This window comes from Nocardia sp. CDC519 (assembly GCF_059509835.1).
The window spans coordinates 2,972,707-2,990,666 of record NZ_CM183377.1 but is presented as its reverse complement, the minus strand read 5'-3'; the positions used below and the strand labels follow the sequence as shown (position 1 = coordinate 2,990,666).

15 protein-coding genes are annotated in these 17,960 nt (G+C 67.5%); 12 read left to right on the top strand and 3 right to left on the bottom strand.

Going from position 1 to position 17,960, the window contains the following annotated elements; genetic code table 11:
- Nucleotides 1-328 precede the first annotated feature (328 nt).
- The 7 genes from AC5W7N_RS13455 (at nt 329) to AC5W7N_RS13425 (ending at nt 9,134) form a co-directional block, all read left to right on the top strand.
- On the top strand, nt 329-1,474 hold the full coding sequence (locus AC5W7N_RS13455; protein WP_163810947.1) for a PucR family transcriptional regulator: 1,146 nt from the start codon (nt 329-331) through the stop codon (nt 1,472-1,474).
- Nucleotides 1,475-1,597: 123 nt separating this feature from the next.
- Entirely contained in the window at nt 1,598-2,512 is a 915-nt protein-coding gene (locus AC5W7N_RS13450; RefSeq protein WP_195019484.1) for an NAD-dependent epimerase/dehydratase family protein, read from the top strand.
- Nucleotides 2,513-2,643: 131 nt separating this feature from the next.
- On the top strand, nt 2,644-3,123 hold the full coding sequence (locus AC5W7N_RS13445; RefSeq protein WP_163810943.1) for a hypothetical protein: 480 nt from the start codon (nt 2,644-2,646) through the stop codon (nt 3,121-3,123).
- A gap of 191 nt (nt 3,124-3,314) precedes the next feature.
- Nucleotides 3,315-5,516, top strand: coding sequence for a choline BCCT transporter BetT (gene betT / locus AC5W7N_RS13440; protein WP_495923885.1), 2,202 nt, complete (start codon nt 3,315-3,317; stop codon nt 5,514-5,516).
- Nucleotides 5,513-7,027: an aldehyde dehydrogenase family protein gene (locus AC5W7N_RS13435; RefSeq protein ID WP_495923884.1), complete on the top strand. Its 1,515-nt coding sequence runs from the start codon at nt 5,513-5,515 to the stop codon at nt 7,025-7,027. The genes betT and AC5W7N_RS13435 overlap by 4 nt, the downstream gene beginning before the upstream one ends.
- On the top strand, nt 7,024-8,574 hold the full coding sequence (locus AC5W7N_RS13430) for a GMC family oxidoreductase (protein ID WP_495923882.1): 1,551 nt from the start codon (nt 7,024-7,026) through the stop codon (nt 8,572-8,574). Before AC5W7N_RS13435 ends, AC5W7N_RS13430 begins: the two co-directional genes overlap by 4 nt.
- 2 nt (nt 8,575-8,576) lie before the next feature.
- The gene (locus AC5W7N_RS13425; protein ID WP_490724076.1) at nt 8,577-9,134 is read left to right on the top strand and encodes a DUF488 domain-containing protein; all 558 of its coding nucleotides are present in this window, start codon (nt 8,577-8,579) and stop codon (nt 9,132-9,134) included.
- A gap of 87 nt (nt 9,135-9,221) precedes the next feature.
- Here AC5W7N_RS13425 and AC5W7N_RS13420 read toward each other — a convergent pair whose 3' ends face one another.
- Both AC5W7N_RS13420 and AC5W7N_RS13415 read right to left on the bottom strand, forming a co-directional pair.
- A complete protein-coding gene (locus AC5W7N_RS13420; RefSeq protein WP_195019487.1) occupies nt 9,222-9,716 on the bottom strand; it encodes a hypothetical protein in 495 nt (164 codons plus the stop codon).
- A 99-nt stretch (nt 9,717-9,815) separates the two neighbouring features.
- Complete coding sequence (locus tag AC5W7N_RS13415) at nt 9,816-10,136, bottom strand: hypothetical protein (RefSeq protein ID WP_495923879.1); 321 nt, start codon at nt 10,134-10,136, stop codon at nt 9,816-9,818.
- Between the two features lie 292 nt (nt 10,137-10,428).
- Here AC5W7N_RS13415 and AC5W7N_RS13410 point away from each other — a divergent pair, with 292 nt between their 5' ends.
- The 5 genes from AC5W7N_RS13410 to AC5W7N_RS13390 all read left to right on the top strand — a co-directional run bounded on the left by AC5W7N_RS13410 (nt 10,429) and on the right by AC5W7N_RS13390 (nt 15,972).
- The gene (locus tag AC5W7N_RS13410; protein ID WP_163810932.1) at nt 10,429-10,899 is read left to right on the top strand and encodes an RDD family protein; all 471 of its coding nucleotides are present in this window, start codon (nt 10,429-10,431) and stop codon (nt 10,897-10,899) included.
- Between the two features lie 61 nt (nt 10,900-10,960).
- Nucleotides 10,961-11,413 carry a VOC family protein gene (locus AC5W7N_RS13405; RefSeq protein ID WP_194991716.1) on the top strand — a complete coding sequence of 151 codons (453 nt, stop codon included), beginning with the start codon at nt 10,961-10,963 and terminating at the stop codon, nt 11,411-11,413.
- 104 nt (nt 11,414-11,517) lie between these two features.
- Nucleotides 11,518-11,943, top strand: coding sequence for a nuclear transport factor 2 family protein (locus AC5W7N_RS13400; protein ID WP_495923877.1), 426 nt, complete (start codon nt 11,518-11,520; stop codon nt 11,941-11,943).
- A gap of 93 nt (nt 11,944-12,036) precedes the next feature.
- Entirely contained in the window at nt 12,037-12,513 is a 477-nt protein-coding gene (locus tag AC5W7N_RS13395; protein WP_495923875.1) for a nuclear transport factor 2 family protein, read from the top strand.
- A gap of 144 nt (nt 12,514-12,657) precedes the next feature.
- Nucleotides 12,658-15,972 carry a protein kinase domain-containing protein gene (locus tag AC5W7N_RS13390; protein ID WP_495923874.1) on the top strand — a complete coding sequence of 1,105 codons (3,315 nt, stop codon included), beginning with the start codon at nt 12,658-12,660 and terminating at the stop codon, nt 15,970-15,972.
- Between the two features lie 22 nt (nt 15,973-15,994).
- Here the strand turns inward: AC5W7N_RS13390 and AC5W7N_RS13385 are convergent, their stop codons facing one another.
- Nucleotides 15,995-17,743 (bottom strand): DUF3556 domain-containing protein, encoded by a 1,749-nt coding sequence (locus AC5W7N_RS13385; RefSeq protein WP_495923872.1) that lies wholly within the window; start codon nt 17,741-17,743, stop codon nt 15,995-15,997.
- Nucleotides 17,744-17,960: the final 217 nt, after the last annotated feature.

Genomic DNA, 17,960 nt, shown 5'->3' with positions numbered 1-17,960 from the left:
CCGTGGGCGCCCTTTTCCCCCCTGCCTCCCCCCTTTTTCCCCCCCCCCTCTTTCTTCTCCCCCCCCCCCCCCCCCCCCGGTGCCCGGGTCCCGCGGCCGCGGTCTCGATTGTTGGAATCTATAAACGTTTCCGATATCCGTTCCACCTTGTCACAATCGAAGGTCACGACATGGCAACGGGTTCTCGCGGTAGCGTGATTCCCTGCCCAGCGGCCCTGGGTGGGAAGGAATTACCATGTCTGTCGCAGCCTCAGCCGAACCATTTCTCACTTCGTCCGGTCGGCCGGTATCCACTCCCCTGAAGGATGTACGGACCATTTCCCGTCAGATGGTCGGCCATTTCATCGAAAATGTCGTTCCGTGTGCCACCCTGCCCGGTGAAGCGCTCGACGGCGATATCACCACGGTGACGCGGGTCTGCCTGGAATTGACCAACAGCATGCTGGACGGCCGCGATCTCCGCGGCCGCACCCAACGGGTACAGGACGCCGCCGCCGACTGGGCGCGCGAGGGCATCCCGATCGACACCATCCATCACGCCATCCATGAGGGCTTCAAGCTCGGTTTCGACTTGATCCTGGAAAATGGCACCATCCACGATTTCGACACCGCGGTCGGAGTGGCCAGGCGATTGATGGACGCCCAGGACATGATCAACTCGGCCGTATCGGTGGCCTATGTGCGCGAACTGCGTTCGGTGGTCGGCGAACACCACACCGCGGTGCACACCTTGACCTCGGCGCTGCTCGGCGGGCAGAGCACCTCCACCATGGCCCGCGAGTGCGGCATCGAGGTGGCCGAGCGCTATCACGTTGTGGCGCTGGAGCTTCCACCACATCCCGAGGAGCAGGTCTCGGCGCTCGACGAGAAGATCGTGGCGCGCCGGAAGCTGCGCCGGGTGCAGGCCGAACTGGCCAACCGGTGCGCGGGCAAGGTGCTGTCGCTGCTCAGCGTCGACGGCGGCACCCTACTGCTGCCCGCCACCGAGTTCACCGACGACGACCTCGACCAACTGATCGACAACCTCTCCGCCGCAGGCCAGGTCCCGATCCGGGCGGTCGCGACGACGGCGGCACCCGCGCAGATCCCCGGCATCGCCGAGCAGGTCCACGAATTGGTCGATATCGTGCACCTGCTCGGCGGCGAGAGCAAGGTGTATCGCCCACACGAGCTGGCCTTCGAATACCAATTGACCCGGCCGGGCCCGGCCCGCGACTACCTGAGCTCGGTCCTGGATTCCCTCGAGGCGCACCCGGAATTGCTCACCACGCTCGAGGTCCACATGGCCACGAATATGCAGCGCTCCCGCTCGGCCCGCAAACTCTACGTGCACACCAACACCGTGGACTACCGGTTGAAACGCATCGGCCAGATCACCGGATTCGACCCGAACGATGTCACCGGCCTGTGCTATCTGCGCGCGGCCCTGCTGATTCGCGCCCACCGCGTGCGCAGCACCGTCGACGTCGCCTGATCCGGCGACGCCGGCCGTCACGCCTCACATTTCGCTGGGCTGTTTCGTCGCAGTGGTGTCACGTTCTGGGCTCGGGCGGTGTCTTGTGTCCAGCCCCGAATATCACTCGATCGAAAGAAGCCCATGACACTGTCTGTTGTGGTCGGCGCCGGCGGCGTCGGCACCCTCACCGCACAACTGCTGGCCGATGCCGGGCACGAGGTCCGGTTGATCACGCGTAGCGGGAGCGGGCCGCGCGATCGGCATATCCAGTGTGTCGCCGCCGATGCCGGCGACACCGCCCGGCTGATCGAGCTGACCACCGGAGCGCAGACGCTGTTCAACTGCGCCGCGCCGCCGTATCACCGCTGGCGCACGCAGCTGTTGCCGCTGTTCGGCTCCCTGCTGCGAACCGCGGAGGCGACCGGTGCCGGATACGTGATGCTCGGCAACCTGTACGGGTACGGAGCACCCGCGGCGGCGATGACCGAGGAGACGCCGATGGCGCCGAATTCGGTCAAGGGCCGGGTGCGCGCGCAGGCCTGGCAGGAGGCGATGGCGGCCTACGAGGCAGGGCGGGTGCGGGTCACCGAAGTGCGGGCCAGTGATTTCCTCGGCCGCGGCGGCCGGTCCACCTTCGCCGTCATGGTGGCGCCCAAGGTCTTATCCGGGAAGACGGCGCTGTTGCCAGGGGATCCGGATGCGCCGCACAGCTGGACCGGTACCGGCGACGCGGCCCGCACGCTCATCGCCCTCGCCCAGGACGAACGCGCCTGGGGCCGGGCCTGGCACGTACCCACCAGTCCACCCGTCTCACCCCGGCAGCTGGCCGAGCGGCTCGCCCGGGTCGCCGGCGCACCCGCGCCGACATTGCGCCGCATGCCCGGGTGGATGCTGCGCGTGGGCGGTCTGACCTCCCCGATCGTCCGGGAGCTCCGCGAAGTGCAGTACCAGCTCGACCAGCCGTTCGTGGTCGACTCCACCTTCACCGAGCAGACATTCGGCATCACGCCGACATCGCTGACCGACATCCTGCACGACATGGTGCCCGCCCCCTGACCCTGGACGAACCGGACGTCGGGGCGAAATATCCCATCATCCCAGCACTAATCGGGATCGATCTCTCCGGCGTGAACGCGATCATCCCGGGTATCCGCGCAACGGGGACAACGACCCGAGGAGGCACACTCATGGCACATCAGCTCACCCGGCTCGGCGCGGCGGCGGCGATCGCGACCGCAGCGGTCATCGCCGGTTCAGGACAGGCTGCCGCACAGCCGACCAGCGTCACGATCGACGGCAATATGCAGGTCCTCGGCATGAACGTGCTGCACGTCGACGCACAGAGTTCACCGGGTAATCCCACAACCGGCACCTATGTGGCCACCGCCAAGCTCGGCAATATGAACCTGCCGATCCGCGTCACCGGACCGGTGACCTGCCTGACGGTCCGCGACAACACCGTCTCGCTGGTCTACCCGATCACCACCATGGAACCGGTGATGCTGTTCCCGCCGGATTCGATGGCCATCCAGATCACGGTCATGAAGGGCCAGGCCGGTGAGCCGAACCGGATCGGCTACGGCGTGCCGATGCCGACCAGCAGCTTCCGCGGCTGCGAACCGGGCCCGACCCCACTGATGTTCGACGGGACCATCGACATCAGGTGATTCCGGGGTAGCCGTCCCGGAAGCCGCATCGACTACCGGGCCGGGCCTGCCGAGGCCCGGTCACAGTCGTTGACGCGCACACCTCTCCCGGATCAGCGGCCGGGAGGCGGCCCGACGCGGGTCGGGACCGATCACGGACACGAGGCCGATGATGCCTCCGGCCTCGCACCGACGCGACTAGCGTGCGTCACATGAGTGGCGTCAGCGATCCACCGGACAGCGACAACACCGACCGCGAACCCTCCGTTACCGCGACATCGGATGCCGCCGACGCCGCCACCTTCCATTCCGCCCATCCCGCGCATCCGGCGGCCGGGCGCGGGTCGGTCAACAAGCCGGTGTTCCTCGCCGCGGCCGGCATCGTGCTCGTGTTCGCGATCTGGGCACTGGCCGCCCCGGAAAGTGCGGAAACCGTCGTCGGCGAGGTCAAGACGTTCATCTCCACCTGGTTCGGCTGGTGGTATTTCCTCCTGGCGACCGGCATCGTCGGTCTCGTCGTGTTTCTCGGTGTCAGCCGGTACGGCCGCTACCGGCTGGGGCCGGAGGAATCACGCCCGGAGTACAGCCTGTTCACCTGGACCGCCATGCTGTTCGCCGCCGGTATCGGCATCGACCTGATGTTCTTCTCGGTCGCCGAACCGGTCTACAACTACCTCTACCCGCCCACCGGCCCCGCCCAGACCAACGAGGCCGCCCGGGCGGCGACGACCTGGACGATTTTCCATTACGGCCTCAGCGGCTGGGCGATGTACGCGCTGATGGGCGCGGCGCTCGCCTACTTCGCATTCCGGCACAATCTGCCGCTGACCATCCGCGCCGCCCTCTACCCCATCGTCGGTAAGCGGGTGCACGGCCGCTGGGGCGACGCCATCGATGTGGCCGCCGTCCTCGGCACCATTTTCGGCATCGCGACCTCGCTCGGGATCGGGATCGTGCAACTCAACTACGGCTTGCACGAAATGTTCGGCATCGACCAGGGCAAGGCCGCCCAGATCGGCCTGATCGTGCTGTCGGTGATCGTGGCGACCATATCGGCGACCACCGGTGTCGATCGCGGTATCCGGCGGCTGTCGGAACTCAACGTCATCATGGCGATCGCGCTGCTGATCTACATCCTGGTGGCGGGGCGCTCGGATTTCCTGCTCAATGCCCTCGCCCAGAACGCCGGCGATTACGTCTCGACCTTCCCCGATCGCACCCTCGACACCTTCGCCTGGGAACGCAATCCGGAGACGCCGAACCAGCCGACCGCTTGGCTGGATGCCTGGACGTTGTTCTTCTGGGCCTGGTGGGTGGCGTGGGCGCCGTTCGTCGGACTGTTCCTGGCGCGCATCTCGCGCGGGCGCACCCTGCGCCAATTCGTTTTCGGCGTGCTGGTGGTGCCGTTCAGCTTCATCCTGATGTGGATCTCGATCTTCGGAAACAGCGCGCTCGACCTCGCTCGCAAGGACGCCGAATTCGCCGACACGACGGCCGCGCAGGCCGAAGTCGGCTTCTATTCGCTGCTCGAGCAGTACCCGGGCGCGCCCTTACTGCTCGGCATCGCGACCATCACCGGCCTGTTGTTCTACACCACCAGCGCCGATTCGGGTGCTCTCGTGATGGGCAATTTCACCTCGCGGCTGCCGAATCCGATGGCCGACTGCGCCAAGGGCACCCGCATCTTCTGGTCGGTGGCGATCGGGCTGCTCACGCTGTCGATGCTGTTCGCCGGCGCGGGTGGCTCCATCAGCACGCTGCAGAACGCGACCATCATCATGGGGCTGCCGTTCTCGTTCGTGCTCGCGCTGATCGGCATCGCGTTGCTGCGCTCGGTACGCAACGAGTCCTACAAACTCGACAGCTTCCGCACCGCACTGCCGCACGCCATCGCGGCGGGGCGCGGGCCGGCCGAACACGGCAGTTGGCGCCGCCGGCTGCTGGCCACCATCAGCTATCCGGGGCCCGCGGCCACGCGCCGATTCATGACCGGCTCGGTGATCCCCGCGGTGCGGGACGTCGGCGCCGAGTTCACCCGGGCCGGTGTGGCGGCGACCATCGACGAATCCGCGCGCAACGAGGGCATGCCGACCACGCGGCTGGTCGTCGACCAAGCCAATGAGCCCCGCTTCGAATACTGCGTGTGGCCGGTTTCGGCCCCGACCCCGACCTACGCCGTCCTCGCCCAGCGCTCGCAGGACCGGTATTTCCGCTGCGAGGTCTATCTGGCCGAGGGGTCGCAGGGCTATTCGCTCAACGGCTACACCCGCGAGCAGATCATCGGCGACATTCTCGACCAGTACGAACGTCATCTCGGCTACCTGCATCTGCGGCGCTCGGCGACAGATCATCACGAGCCGGATCCCGGCGACGTCGACACCGACAGCGATCCGGAAGGGAGAACCACCGCATGAGTGAGACCCTCTATATCGACGGCGCCTGGACCGCGGCAAGGTCCGGCGACACCCGCGAAATCCGTTGCCCGGCCGACAATTCCCTCGTCGGCGTGGTGGCCGAAGCGGACGCTGCCGATACCGAGGCCGCCATCGCCGCGGCTCGGCGCGCCTTCGACGACGGCCCCTGGCGGCGGACCTCGGCCGGCGAACGCGGCGATCTGCTGTTGCGGGTCGCGGACGCCATCGATGCCAGGCGCGCGGAATTCGTGCGCGCGGAAACTCTCGACACCGGTAAGCGGCCCTTCGAATCCGATATCGACATGTCCGATATCGCCCACTGCTTCCGGTACTTCGGCAAACTCGCCGGCGAAGACGCCGGCCGCGTGGTCGACGCGGGCTCACCGGATGTCGATTCCCGCATCGTCTACGAGCCGGTCGGGGTGTGCGGGCTGATCACACCGTGGAATTACCCGCTGCTGCAAGTGGCGTGGAAGGTCGCACCCGCCCTGGCCGCGGGAAACACCTTCGTTCTGAAACCCGCTGAACTGACACCGCATACCTCGATTCTGTTGATGACGGTGCTGCACGAGCTCGGCGTGCCGCCGGGCGTGGCGAATCTGGTGCTCGGGGCGGGCGCGACCGCGGGTGCGCCGTTGTCCTCGCATCCCGATGTCGACCTGGTCTCGTTCACCGGCGGTCTGGCCACCGGCAGGATCATCGCCCGCGAAGCCGCCGCCACGGTCAAGAAGGTGGCCCTGGAGCTCGGCGGCAAGAACCCGAATGTGGTGTTCGCCGATGCCTGCGACACCGATGAGCGGCTCGCCGCCGCCGTCGACAACGCGCTCAACGCCGCGTTCCTGCATTCCGGCCAGGTGTGTTCGGCCGGTGCGCGGCTGGTGATCGAGGAACGCGCGCACGACCGGTTCGTCGACGAGCTGGTGCGCCGCGCCGAGCAGATCCGGCTCGGCCTGCCCTTCCACCCCGACACCGAGACCGGGCCGCTGATCTCGGCCGCACACCGCGAGAAGGTGCACGGCTATGTCGAGCAGGCCCGCGCCGACGGCGCCGTGATCCGCACCGGCGGCGCCTTCGCCACCGGCGACCGCGGCGCGGGCAACCTCGATGACGGCTATTTCTATCTGCCGACCGTCATCGACCGCGCCACCCGCGCGATGGCGTGCGTGCACGATGAGGGATTCGGGCCGACGGTGACCGTCGAGACGTTCACGACCGAGGACGAAGCCGTCGCCATCGCCAACGACACCGACTACGGACTGGCCGGCGCCGTATGGTCCGCCGATGCCGCGCGGGCCCGCCGCATCGCCGGTCGATTACGGCACGGAACCGTGTGGGTCAACGATTTCGGGCCGTATCTGCCGCAGGCGGAATGGGGCGGCTACGGCCGCTCCGGGATCGGGCGTGAGCTCGGGCCGTCCGGCCTGCACGAGTATCGCGAGGCCAAGCACGTCTACGAGAATCTCCGGCCGGGCGTCACCGGCTGGTTCGCCGACCGGAAGGAGCAGTCGTGAGCGAATACGATTATGTGGTCGTCGGAGGCGGGTCGGCCGGTGCGGCTGTCGCGGCACGGCTGTCCGAGGACCCGGCGGTGACGGTGTGCCTGCTCGAGGCGGGGCCGAGCGACGTCGGCGATGAGGCGATTCTGCGGCTGGACCGCTGGATGGAGCTGCTCGAATCGGGCTACGACTGGGACTATCCGATCGAGCCGCAGGAGAACGGCAATTCGTTCATGCGCCATGCCCGGGCGAAGGTGCTCGGCGGATGCTCCTCGCACAACAGCTGTATCGCGTTCTGGGCACCGCGCGAGGACCTCGATTCGTGGGAACGTGAGCACGGCTGCACCGGCTGGGGCGCGGATTCGGTGTATCGGCTCTACAGCCGGATCGAGACCAACGACGCACCCGGCGATCATCACGGGCGCGGCGGGCCGGTGCACATCATGACCGTGCCGCCGATTGATCCGTGCGGGGTCGCGCTCCTGGACGCCTGCGAGGCCCTCGGTATTCCGCGTGCGGAGTTCAATACCGGAACCACGGTGATCAACGGCGCCAACTTCTTTCAGATCAATCGCCGAGCCGACGGCACTCGCGCCTCGTCCTCGGTCAGTTATCTGCACCCGGTCCTCGACCGGCCGAATCTGACCGTCCGGACCGGCGCGTGGGCCAAGGCCATCGTGCTCGACGGTGGCCGGGCCGTGGCGGTCGAGATCACCGACAATGCCTTCGGCCGCACGACCCGGGTGACGGCCGGCCGCGAGATCATCGTCTCCGCCGGTGCGATCGACTCGCCGAAACTGCTGATGCTCTCCGGCATCGGGCCGGCGGATCATCTGCGGGCCAACGGCATCGAGGTGCTGGTCGACTCCCCCGGTGTGGGCGCCCATCTCCAGGATCACCCGGAGGGCGTGATCGGCTTCGAGACGACACGCCCGATGGTGACCAGCTCGACCCAGTGGTGGGAGGCCGGCATCTTCACCACGACCGTCGACGGGCTCGACCGGCCGGACCTGATGATGCATTACGGCAGCGTGCCGTTCGATATGCACACCGTGCGCCAGGGCTACCCCACCGCCAAGAACACCTTCTGCCTCACTCCCAACGTCACCCATGCCCGGTCGAGGGGTACGGTGCGGCTGCGCTCCCGCGATTTCCGCGACAAGCCGCGGGTGGATCCGCGCTATTTCACCGACGCCGAGGGTCATGACATGCGCGTGATGATCGCCGGATTGCGCAAGGCCCGCGAGATCGCGGCGACCGCGCCGCTGGCGTCATGGGTGGCGCGCGAGCTGTATCCGGGCCCCGGCACCAGCTCCGATGCCGAACTCGCCGACTACATCCGCCGGACGCACAACACGGTCTATCACCCGGCGGGGACGGTGCGGATGGGCGCCGAGGACGACCCATTGAGCCCGCTGGATCCGCAGCTGCGGGTCAAGGGCGTGGACGGTTTGCGGGTCGCGGACGCGTCGGTTTTCCCCGCGCACACGACAGTCAACCCCAACATCACGGTGATGCTGGTCGGTGAGCGCTGCGCCGAACTCGTCGCCGCGGCGCGCTAGCCGTGGGTGCGGAGCGCGAGCTACCCGACGGCGCGGTCTACACCGTCGGGCATTCCACGATGTCGATCGAGGATTTCGTGGCACTGTTGCGCGGCTATGGCATTCGCCGTCTCGCCGACATTCGCACGATTCCGCGTTCCCGGCACAATCCGCAGTTCAACAGCGACGATTTGGCGGTGAGCCTGCACGACGCCGGTATCGGCTACACACATCTGGCAGGGCTCGGCGGGCTGCGCCATTCCAGGAAGGATTCGCCGAACACCGGATGGCGGAACACGAGTTTCCGTGGATACGCCGACTACATGCAGACCACCGAATTCGAGGACGCGCTCAGCGAACTCATGCGTCTGGCCCGGGAAGAACGCACCGCGATCATGTGCGCCGAGGCCGTGCCCTGGCGGTGCCATCGTTCGCTGGTCGCCGACGCGCTCACCGTGCGGAATGTGCCCGTCGTCGAGATCATGTCGGCGACCAGTCGGCGCCGCCATACGCTCACCTCCTTCGCGCGGGCCGAGGGAACGCGGCTCACCTACCCGCCCGAGGACGCGACATCACCGTGATCCGCGCGCGGCAGTGTCGGCGGCCGCACGCCCCCTGTCGATCTGCGCACCGCCGGGCGATCGGGTCGCGACACCGGCATGCAAGGCTCATCTGCGCGCGGTCGGGTCCTTCCATTCGAAGCAGCCGGTGGCGTGCCGGGTGGTGGTGGTTCCGCGGCGCAGTTCCGCGGTGACCCGGCCTTGCGCGCCGTTGGTGAAATGACGGGTATCCGAGCCGGTTCCGTGCCACGGCGGGTCGATCGCGACGGTTTTGCGGCGGGATACCGAGTCGCAGATGATGTCGTAGTCGTAGCCGGGTCCGTGCGGTGCGCCTGCGGGGGCGTCGCTCGGCGACTGTGTGCCCTGATAGGCGTACACGTGCAGGCTGTCGGCTTCGCCGTCGGCGCAGCTGTAGGTGACGGTGACTTCGAGGGTTCCGCCGCTGTCATCGGCGGCATCGGGCGAGTGCACGAAGGTGACGTCCTCGATGGCGAGGACTCCCCCGTATTCCGCGGCGGCCGGGGCGAACCCGGCCCCCGCGAGGACACCGATCGTTATCGCGATGATGGCGGCGATCCGAGCGATGCCGCGCGAGCCGAACATGTCATACCCTCCACGAAGTACCAGCGTTGTCGTCGCGCCTCGGCGGTGCGAACCTGCTACGACATTCGTCGCCGATCCCGTCGTGGATAGGTGGGTGGGCTAACTCCGCCCCCATAGGCGACCCCAGACGGTGGCAGTACCCTTGCGGCCGTTGGCAACCGGCTCCTGCGCCGGCTCATCTTCGGCATGTCCGCAGCCGCGTACTCGTCCGCATCCGTCGGTATTCGCAACCGGTTCCTCGCGCGGCACTGCCGCCCACGCCGTCGGCGCGGTCGGTGTGTCGGTGAGGGCGGGCAGGACGACCGTTGGCTCGTCATCGAGTTCGGCCCGCATGCGGGTGAAGTACGTGTCGAGCGAGCCGTACCGGACCGTCACTTCGTCGACGAATTCCAGCACAGCCGACTGTGAGCGCATCTGCATCGTTGTCCTTTCCTCGAAATCCAGTACCGACCTGACCACCGAACGCCATGCGTGAGCGCGAATCCCACAGCAGGGCAGGAGTTCACAGGGATTCGCGCAACGCCGGGCCGTGCCGTAGGGGGTGCCGACCGGTCTCCGCCCCCCTGCACCGCGCCGCGGCTCACATCTACTCTAGCCACATTTCAGCTAATTCGCCGCTGCCGCCCGAGATTGTGAGATCGTTGGAGCGGCCACCCGACGGGCGGTGCGACACACTCCGGACAAGTGGAACTACTTTTCAGAAGGAGTAACCATGGTGAGTGCAGGTGGATACGATCCTCGGCTCGGTTCGGCTGCCGGGGTCACTCCCGGCGGACTCGGCAAACGCGCCGCAGCCCGTTTCATCGACTGGATCCTCGCCGCGATCATCGGCGCGATCTTCTTCTGGCTACTGAACATGGCATGGGACACCCCCGACTGGGTATCCATCCTGCCCGGCGCCGGTTTCGGCTTCCTGTACTTCCTCGTCTTCGAGGTGGCGAGCGGGTCGACGCCGGGCAAGAAGATTCTCGGACTGCACGTCAACGGGTCCGGGGGCGCACCGAAGCCGAGCGTCAAGGATTCCGCGCTGCGCAATGCCTACATGCTGCTGAACCTGATTCCCTGGGTCGGCCCGATCCTGTGGTTCATCGCCGCGATCGCGATCGCGGTCACGATCAGTTCGAGCCCGAGCAAGCAGGGCTGGCACGACAGGCTGGCGGGTACGCAGGTCATCGACGAATGACATCGTCGGTGCCGGATCGAGGCAGGCCGAGGCTGACGGTGGCCGATGATAGGACATGCCCATGGCATTGAATTGGAAGCTCGTCATCGATAGCCGCGATGCGGCCACGCTGGCCGATTTCTGGGCCGCGGCGCTCGAATACGAGGTCGAGGATCCCAGCGACCTCGTCGACCGGCTGCTGGCCGCCGGCCAGCTCCCGGAAGCCGCGGTGCGCGAGCATCACGGCCGCAAGACCTTCCGTGGTTACGCCGCGATCCGGCACCCCGACGATCCGTTCGACCCGGTCAGCGGCGTCGGCCAGGGCAGACGGCTGCTGTTCCAGGACGTCCCTGAGGCCAAGACCGTGAAGAACCGCCTGCACATCGACGTGCACAGCGCACCAGCGAGCCTCGAGGAACTCGTGCAGCGGCTCGAAGGCCTCGGTGCCACCCGGGTTCAGGAGTTCGACCGCGGGCCTGCCGGGCACTGGTGGATCATGCTCGATCCGGAAGGCAACGAGTTCTGCGCCGCCTAGCCGGCTTGGCCGGCGCCTGAGCCATCGCCGGCAGATACCCGGGCCGACGGGGCAACCGACGGATTCGGCTCCCCCGGGGTGCCCTCGTGCGCTTATATCGAGGGATGGATCTACAGACGATCGCGGATCGGATCGCCATCGGCGACCTGCTCACCCGCTACGCGCATGCCGTCGACACCAAGGACTGGCAGCTCTACCGCACGGTGTTCACCCCGGACGCCCACATCGACTACACCACCGCGGGCGGGCCGAGCGGCGATCTGGACACCGTGGTGTCGCAACTGTCGGTGGCGCTCGAATTGTTCTCCCGCACCCAGCATTTCGTCTCCAATATCGACGTCACGCTCGACGGCGATCAGGCTCGGGTGCGGGCGATGTTCTTCAACCCGATGATCGTCTCGACCGGTAAACAGTTCTTCTGCGGCGGCTGGTACAACCACGATCTCGTCCGGACCACCGACGGCTGGCGCAGCAGCCGCCTGGTGGAGGATTCGGCGTGGTTCGAGGGACTGGAGCAGGCCTTCACCTGAGCGGAACCGGCCGCGCACCGCGCGCCCGAATTCGTCACCCCGAATTTGCAACATGTTCTTGTTTTGCCGCGTGCGCCGTGTCAGGCTCGAGCGATGGACCTGGTGGCAGTCGAAGCCATTCGCGCGCTCAAGTACAAGTACTTCCGCACGCTCGATCTGAAGCTGTGGGACGAGTTCGGCGACACCCTCGCCCACGATGTCGAGGGCCGCTACGGCACCCATGCGCTGGGTGAGCCGCTGGTGCTGAACGGGCGCGAGGCCGTCGTCGGATTCCTGCGCGACAATATGGGCCCGGGCATCGTCACCACGCATGTCGCCAACCACCCGGAGATCAGCGTCGACGGCGAGGAAGCCACCGGCAGCTGGTTGTTCGAAGATACCGTCATCGCCACCGACTACGGTGTGCTCATCCGCGGCTCCGGCTACTACTCCGACCGGTATCGCCGCGATCCCGACGGGGTCTGGCGCATCACCGCCACCGGATACGTCCGCATCTACGAATCCTCGCAATCGCTGGCCGACACACCCAGCCATCGGCTGCTGTCGAACATGTGGGCTCCGTCGGCGTGAACCGCACGGCAGACGCAGGCAACAGGAGCGACCGCCCCGCCGAGCCCAGCCGCTGATCCGCCTCAGCGCCTGATCGGCGGGTTATTCTCGAGTCAGGCCCCGCACGCGGGGACGTCCCTGGTTCGCGAAGAATCGAGGCCGACGATGGCCGACCTGCCGCCGACCCAGCGCAACCGAGCTGCCGGGATCATCGCGGAACTGAATACCGAAGGCCTCGAGCAGGCCGAGGAGATCGGGCGGGGCGGCTTCGGCGTGGTGTACCGGTGCACCCAATCCGAGTTGAACCGGGTCGTCGCGGTCAAGGTCCTCACCTCGGATCTGGCCGCCGAGAATCTGCAACGATTCCTGCGCGAACAACGCGCGATGGGGCAACTGTCGGGGCATCCGCACATCGTCGACGTCTTCCAGGTCGGCACCACCACCGGCGGCCACCCCTACCTCGTGATGCCCTATCACGGGCACGGCTCGCTGGAACGGCGCATCCGCGATTCCGGGCCGCTCGACTGGACCGAGGTCTTGGCCGTCGGCGTCAAGATCGCCGGTGCGCTCGAGGCCGCTCATCGAGTCGGCACCCTGCACCGTGATGTGAAGCCGGGCAATATCCTGCTCACCGATTACGGCGAGCCACAGCTGTCGGATTTCGGTATCGCCCGCCCGGCCGGCGACTTCCAGACCGCGGCCGGGATCATCACCGGCTCACCGGCCTTCACCGCGCCGGAGATCCTGGAAGGCGAGGCGCCCACCGTCGCCTCCGACATCTATGGCCTCGGCGCCACGCTGTTCTGCGCGTTGACCGGCCATGTGGCCTATGAGCGGCGCGAAGGCGAACAGGTGCTGGCGCATTTCCTTCGGGTTGCCGCGCAGCCGGTGCCCGACCTACGCCACCAGGGCATTCCCGAGGACGTGTCCGCAGCGATCGAGCAGGCCATGGCCCGTCGACCGGCCGAGCGATTCGAATCCGCCGCCGCGCTCGGTGAACACCTGCGCGGCATCCAACGCCGACACGACCTGCCCGTCGACGAGCTGCCGCTGCCGCCGGCCACCACACCCCGGATCGCCACCGCCGCGCATACGACACACCCGCGCGGACGCAGCACCGCTCCCCCGACCCCGGCCACGAAATACCGGCCGCCGACCTCGGCGCGCTCGCCCATCATCAGGAAGCGGCTGCTGGACCGGCTCCGCTCGGGCGCAGGCAAGCGGGTGACGCTGATCCACGCGCCCAGCGGATTCGGCAAGACCACCCTGGCCGCGCGCTGGCGCGACGAAGTCTGTGAGGCGGGCGGCGCGGTGGCCTGGCTGACCGTCGACAGCGACGACGACAACCCGGTCTGGTTTCTCGAACATCTCGTCGAGGCGATTCGCCTGCCACGGCCGGCGCTGGCCGCCGAATTGGCACAGCTGCTCGAACAGCATCCCGACGATCCCACCCGCCACGTCCTGACCGCGCTGATCAACCGGTCGCACGGCGCCGACGATCAGCTGACGCTGGTGCTCGACGACTGGCAGCGGGTCACCGCGCCGGAAACGGTCGCCGCGCTGCGTTTCCTGCTCGAGCACGGCTGCCATCATCTGCCGCTGGTGCTCACCAGCACCTCCACCGCCGACCTGCCGCTGAGCCGACTGCGATTGAGCGGGGAGCTGGTCGAGATCGATACCGACGCTTTGCGTTTCGATGCCGATGAAGTACGGGCCCTGCTGGCCGAGGAAGGCTGCCTGCGACCGGCGCTCGATATCGAGGCGCTGACCGACACCACCGACGGGTGGGCGGTCGCGCTGCAGTTGGCGGTGCTGTCGTTGCGCGCCGGAGACGACCCCGCCCAGCTGCTCACCGCGCTGACCGAGCATGCCGACATCGGCGATTATCTCGCCGAGAACGTCCTCGACGGGCTCGACGAGGCCACCGTCGAATTCCTCACCACCACCGCCATCTGTGACCGGCTGTGCGGTGGCCTGGCCACCGCGCTCACCGGTTCCGAGGGCGCGGCGGCGACCCTGGCCGACATCGAGCACCGCGGCCTGTTCCTGGAACGGGTGGGACCGGATCGCCAGTGGTATCGATATCATCAGCTCTTCGCCGGATACCTGCGTCGGCGTCTCGCGCGCGATCGCCCACCGCACGACATCGACGCGCTGCACCTGCGCGCCGCGGCGTGGTTCGCCCGCCACGATCTACTGAACGAGGCGGTCGATCATGCGCTCGCCGCCGGGGACCCCTGGCATGCGGTCGAGCTCGTCGAACAGGGCGCCACCGATCTGCTCGAACACGCCAAGATGACCACGTTGCTCGGCATTCTCGGCAAGCTCCCGGCGTCCGCGATCGCGTCCCGGCCGCGCATTCAGCTGTGGATCGCCTGGGTGAATCTGGTGCTACGGCGCCCGAGCACGCCGGCCGCGGTCTCGCTCGCACGGTTCACCGCCGCCCTGGACCAGACGTCGGCGAGCGAGTCCGAGATCGCCGACCTGCGCGCGGAAGCCGCCGTGATCGACAGTGTCGCCGAGATTTTCAACGACCGTCTCAACAAGATCGACGGCTTGCTCGCCGATGTGCTGTCGCGGCCCGATGATTTCCCGCCGCGAGTCACCGGAGTGGCGGGCAATATCGACTCCTTCGCCTCGATCTACCGTTTCGAGTTCGACGCGGCCCGGCGGCGCCAGCTCTGGGTTAGGCCGTATCACGAAGCGACCGGCCCGTTCGTGCGAGTGTACGGCCGCTGCGCCACCGCGATCGCCGCGCGCGAGCAACTCGATATACCCGCCGCGTTCGCGTCGTTCGATGCGGCCTTCGAGTTGGCGGTCGAGACGATGGGCCCGCGCTCGCATGCGGCCAGGATCGCCGGCGCGCTGCTCAGCGAACTGCGCTACTACAGCGGCGACCTCGACGGTGCCCTGCGCTTGCTGCCCGACTTCCGCGAATTGGCCGCCGAGGGCGGCGGTCTGGTCGATGTGATGATCGCGACCTATGCCACCGCTGCCCGGGTCGAAGCCGCGCACGGTGACCTCGATGCCGCGGTCTTGCGGCTCGCGGAGGGGATGCGGCAGGCCGAACTGCTGGGGCTGGCGCGTCTGGCGGCCCGGCTACGCACTGAGCGCATCCGGCTCGGATTCGGCGTCCCGGAGACGTCGGCCCGCCAGTTGCTGCGGCCCCGATCGCTCGACTGTGGCGACGGAATAGCCACTGTCACAGCCGAATTGGACGAGTATTCGGCGATCCGGTTGCTGCTGCTGCGAGATCGCGGTGACGAAGCCGCCGCGCGGGCACGCGCGCTCGCCGCCGCTATCGATCCCGGCCGCCGTCCGCTGGCCGCACTGGGGGCGACGTTACTGCTGAGCGCTGTACTCAGCGCGACCGGGGATGTCGATGAGGCCGAGCGGATCCGGGCCCCGGCGGCCGGGCGTTGCCTCGAGAGCGGGCTGTCGCAGTACCTGCTCGACTCGACAACGGTCCTGACTACCTGATCAGCCGGCATCGGGGTCGCGATCACTGCGTGGACCGGCTCGTCTCCTCGACGGCGTCCGGGTACACGGGCAGCTGATCATCCCACGGCTGCCTGGTCACCATGTCGACCACTCGCACTGTGCCGCGCTCGAATTCGCCGGTGGCGGCGTCGACGAGGCGGTAGCGCTGGGTCTGGGTGTGGATGGGCTGGGCGTCGAGCAGCACCACCCGCACTTCGCCCGGCTCGAATCCGCAGCGCTGATGCAGGGCCTCGATCAGCTGTTCGTTGTGCAGGTGACCGTCGCCGAAGTTCCAGCCGAGTGCGGTGGAGCAGATGCGTTCACCGTCGGTGATCGTGTACTCGGCTTCGTCGTGGCCGGCCATCGCACGATGGGCCAGGGTGAACAAGGCCCGGCCGTGCGTGTTGAACGAGCGGAACGCGTACCCCAGATACAGCGGGATCTGGGCGGCCTCCTTGCTGCCGTAGTACCGCTCGAGCTGAGCGGCGGGCATGGCCGCGACCGCGATGATGCCGGAGCGGATCTTCGCCTCGGCCGAGGGCTTGATGCACCACAGGGTGGTGTCCCAGTTCCCGGCGTAATACCGCATCCCCGGCAGGAACGAGATCTTGGCCGGGAACAGGTTGCCGAGGATCACGATGCCCATGAGCACGACGAACACGGCTGCCATCAACGCCGGGGAATCCACTTGCGCCAGACCGAGATCGGCGTGGCCGACGAACAGGGTGAGTATTCCGAAGATCATGAAGACGTTCCACTCCAGCGGCACACCCATCGGGATGGCCACCAGGATCGTCAGGTGGAAGCAGATCATCACGATGGCGGCCACGGTCGTGAGCGGGCCGCCGTGGCTGAAGAACAACACCAGCGGCACACATAGTTCCACGGCCGTGCCGCCGTGCGCCAGGACCCGCGAGGGGCGGCCGGGGCGCAGGTCGTCGGGAAACCGTTCGAAGAACATCCGTTTGACGGCCTTGGGCCGCAGCACCGGATTGTTGGACATCATGGTCGACACCACGAACGGGAAGTGCTTGTTCAGCTTGGAGATCGCCGCGCCGATCCAGATGACGACGAAGATGATCTTCGCCGCGACGATCATGTCCACGCCACCGAACAGGAACACCACCGTGAACGATCCGTACACCTCGCCGCGCGCGGCGAGGAAGATGACCTTGTCCCGCAGCCCGAGTACGCCGAGCACGGCGAGGATCGCCACGATCTGCCAGGTCGGCAGCACACCGACGGCGCTGTCGAGTTCCGGGATCGGCCCGGTGCCGTCGGAGCACAGCGCGACCACCAGCAGCACCAGCAGCGCCGCGTAGAGCAGCGCATCGACCGGAGTGCGTGCGGTGCCCGCCGTGAGCGGCACCCGGCCAGGCCAGGGCGGCAGGCGAATGGTGCCGGGGCGCAGCCAATACAGGATCGACCCCATGGGCGGGAAGAATCGGTTGTTGAGCGGTCCGAAGCCGCAGCCGAGCCCGACCACCTCGAACAGCATGGTGAACAGGACGACCTTCTGGAACACGATCGGTTCGGTCCACCACGTACCGACCTCGGTGAAGCCGTCGATCCCGCTGGTGCTCAGCACGATCAACCACGCGGCGAGGATGTAGAGCGCGATCTTGACGACGTAGAACAGATGCAGCGCCACCGGTGTACCGAAACCGACCTCCGCCCAGTGCCTGGCCATCGGCCGGATCTTCTCCGACCTCGTGCCCTTGCTCCATTCGTCGTAATCGACCACCGGGAGGTTGGGACGAAGAAACCCCATCGCAGCATCCGTTCCGTCGCCAGAATAAGAACGTGTTCTACTTTAACGCGGGGTGCGGGCGGTGTTCGTGGAATCCGGCGCTCGTTCGCACGGGGCGCGGCCGACCGCTGCCCGGGGGTTGCGAGCGATCGGGTGTCGTGAGGTCCTCATGCGGCGAGCCCTCTCGGGCCGGGTTTTCCAGCCCGAGAGGGCTCGCGGTGGTGCGGCTGCGAACCGG